This is a genomic window from Mesorhizobium sp. M1399 (assembly GCF_040317735.1).
Taxonomy (GTDB): domain Bacteria; phylum Pseudomonadota; class Alphaproteobacteria; order Rhizobiales; family Rhizobiaceae; genus Mesorhizobium.
Genome location: NZ_JAMYKZ010000057.1, coordinates 1 through 3,204, shown reverse-complemented (window position 1 = coordinate 3,204; position 3,204 = coordinate 1). Strand labels below are relative to the sequence as shown.

The window sequence follows — 3,204 nt, the reverse complement described above, 5'->3', positions numbered from 1 at the left end:
AACTGCGCATATCGTTCGAACGACGGCCTCATTTCGGGGCACGGGATGACAAAGCGGCGCCAATGGCGTGAACAGTTCGGCGTTCAAGACATGGCAAGACGAAGATTGACAGCACGTTGCGGTTGAGGAGCTGGCAAAACCCAGGCTGTGTGCAAGCGAATGGGTTGGCCCCGCTTTTCATTTTCCGCGTAGCCTGTGCCTGTGGCTGCCCGCGCCACAAGGCGTTGGTGCACAAATGTGGCATTAGGCACAATCAGCTCTTTGATGCCGCCTGCTATGTCGGCCTTGCCGGGCAGCGACCGGACTCCGGGCGTGCGCACGCCGTCATGCGGTTGAGAACGGCGCAGCCGATGGCGACCTCGGTCTGCTGAGCCGAAAAGGAGCGGGCTCGCAGGCGACGTCCGATCAGCCCCTTGTGGCGCCCGACGGCGGTCTCGATCAGGGCGCGCTTGCCATAGCCGGTGGACGCCTGCCAATTCAGCCTTCCATCATTGGCGATCGCCGTGATGTGACCGTCCCTTTGACCGGGTGGTCCGGTGTCATCACTCTCCACGGCCGTTGAACGTGGCGGGATGACTATCCTTGCGGTGACGCTGTGTTGCAGCACCGCGCAGTAGGTGGGACCGCCATCATATGCTCCGTCGGCCGTGAATTGGTCGATCTCTGTGTCGATGCGGTCGAGCAGCGGCTTCACCTGCGAGGGATCGTCGCCGTCCTGGTCGGTCAGACAATGGGCGATGATCTCGCCGCTTTCGGCATTGAGAACCAAATGCAGCTTGCGCCAGGTCCGGCGTGATCTGGCACCGTGCTTGTCTTCCAGCCATTGGCCGGCGCCGTAGACTTTCAAATCCGGTGCTATCGATCAGCACATGCAGCGGAGCGTCCTCGGGAGCCGCTGCCGCTTGGCCGATGGTTCCCATATCTGCGCCCGGCGGCTTAGCGTCGTGTGATCGGGAACCGGTAGATCAAGCCCCATCAGATCGAGCAGCGAGGTCGCCAATCCCTCGCTCTGGCGCAGACGAAGCCCGAAGACGCATCCCAGTGTCAAGACCGCCTCGATGGCGAGATCGGAATAGCGGGGCTGGCCGCCGCGGGTCGTTCTTCGCGGCGCATGCCACCTGGCCAAGGCTTCTTCTGTCAACCACAGCGTCAGACTGCCGCGCCGCCGAAGGCCCGCCTCGTATTCCGGCCAGTTTGTCACCTTGAATTTCATCTTCGCGACTCGGTGACGGCGGCTGGCATTGTGTTTGTAGGGCATCGGGCGGAGATCATGTCGTTGGCGATCTCGCCTGCCTATCGGCAAACCCTTGAAAAATGTTCCACGCACCAACGCCTCGACAAGCACCTTTCTTCATACATTTCCCGAACGACCCGCAGCGCAAAGCCCCCCCATGAGAAAAGAGCATCCCATGTCTTTCACGCCATTGATTGCCCCCGAGATCAAGGCCCGCTACCCGGATTTTCATCTGATCAGCATTGTGGTGCGGAACGCTGAAATCGACGTGCCGGATGCACAGGCGTTGAACGACACGATTGCGGCGGCGGAACAGGCGGCGCTTCGCGATGACGCCCAAAGGGACGCGCATCTTGCGGCGTGGGCCGTTGCCTACGAGGCTTTCGGCACAAAAGCCAATCGAACGCCGTGCTCGGCCGCCGCGCTTCTCAAGCGGGTGCGGAAAGATGGCTCTCTCCCGCGGATTTCCCCACTGGTTGATGCCTACAATGCCGTCAGCGTGTTGTATGGCGTTCCGATTGGCGGGGAGGATCTCGATCTTTACCAGGGGTCCCGAGACTTTTAATTGCGAAGGGAGCGGAGCCATTCGGCACGATCGAGCAAGGTGAAATGGTAACCGAGCATCCCGAACCGGGCGAAGTCATCTGGTGCGATGATGCCGGTGTCACGTGCCGCCGCTGGAACTGGCGGCAGGGGCGGCGCACCATGGGTCACGGTCGATACCCGCGCCATGTGGCTCGTGCTGGAAGCCCTCGGCCCAATGTCAGCTATACAGATGACGGGCACCGGAGAGCATTTGATGGGACTTATCCAAGCGTTGTGCCCGGGTGCGCGAATCGAAACCGCGCGGATCGACGAATCCACTACATTTCGTGTCCTTAGGGCATGGCCCCACCTTCCGGAAAAACACCCCCACTCAGCCCTGTCCGGATCTGGCGCTCCTTGCTCGCTCCGCTGGCCTACACAGTTGATTGCAAACGACCCAGAACGGCTCTCGAAAACGAGCGTCGAACGAAATCAGATCACCGTTTGTTCTCCCTTAGCGTTGTTTGGCGTACTTTTATCGCGATGCCCTCTTGTGGGCCGTGCCATAACGCAGTTGATGATCATGCCTGACTACGAAGCGTCGGCCGCCGATAGTCTGGATACAGCGCTCGCTGTGCTCGATGAGGTATTGTTATCGCCTGAGATCTGACCGCCTCATCCCAGCGGACAAAACGGGGCAGGGAGGGGGGCTTTTCAGAGCCCGGACGCCTTGGTGAGATTGACGCGGAAACGATCGCGCCGGCGCTGATACTTTCGCGTCATCTCGGCCGAGGCGTGACCGAGCTGCTTTTGCACATAGCGCTCGTCGACCTCGGCCGAGGACGCGAGGCCGGCGCGCAGCGAATGGCCAGCAAACTTTTGACCGCGTTCGCCCTCCGACAGATCGCCACGCACGCCGGCTGCGAGCGCCGTGCGCTTGACCAGGCGTGCGACCTCCTGGTCGTTAAGCCGATCGGCGCCGACTCTTTTGTCTTGCCCTATTACCCTTCGGAACAAAGGGCCATGGCCGATCCGCGCCAGCTTCAGCCAGGTTTGCAGCGCGACCACCGGGCAGGTGGCGTCGGAGGAGCCGCGGCCGACCTCGACCTCGCGCCAACCGGTTTTGCCGCGCAGGGTCACCAGCACGCCCTTGTCAGGAAAAAACTCAATCCAGCCAGAAGAATCCTCGGTCTGGTCGCGACCAACGTCGAGCCCGACGATTTCCGAGCGCCGCAGCCCACCGGCAAAACCCAGAAGCAGCATGGCGCGGTCGCGCAGCCCGCGCAGCGTGCCGCGGTCGAGGGTTTCCAGCATGGCGATCAGATCCTCGGGCAGGATCGCGTCCTTCTGCCGGGGAGGGGAGGCGTGGGTGTTGCGAACGCCAGCCATCACCGTGGCGATATGCCGGTCCTTGCGGTCCAGCGGCTGGCCGCGCTGGGCAAAAT

At 62.0% G+C, this 3,204-nt stretch carries 2 protein-coding genes and 1 pseudogene; 1 reads left to right on the top strand and 2 read right to left on the bottom strand.

Annotated elements, in window-relative coordinates; genetic code table 11:
• Window positions 1-274: 274 nt before the first annotated feature.
• Window positions 275-1,258 (bottom strand): annotated as a pseudogene (locus NKH05_RS32750) (IS5 family transposase).
• Between the two features lie 151 nt (window positions 1,259-1,409).
• On the opposite strand from NKH05_RS32750, the gene NKH05_RS32745 reads away from it, so the two are divergent.
• The gene (locus tag NKH05_RS32745; RefSeq protein WP_353027078.1) at window positions 1,410-1,799 is read left to right on the top strand and encodes a B3/B4 domain-containing protein; all 390 of its coding nucleotides are present in this window, start codon (window positions 1,410-1,412) and stop codon (window positions 1,797-1,799) included.
• Between the two features lie 674 nt (window positions 1,800-2,473).
• On the opposite strand, the gene NKH05_RS32740 is transcribed toward NKH05_RS32745, so the two are convergent.
• A partial coding sequence (locus tag NKH05_RS32740) for a site-specific integrase (RefSeq protein ID WP_353027076.1) occupies window positions 2,474-3,204 on the bottom strand: 731 nt, incomplete at its 5' end.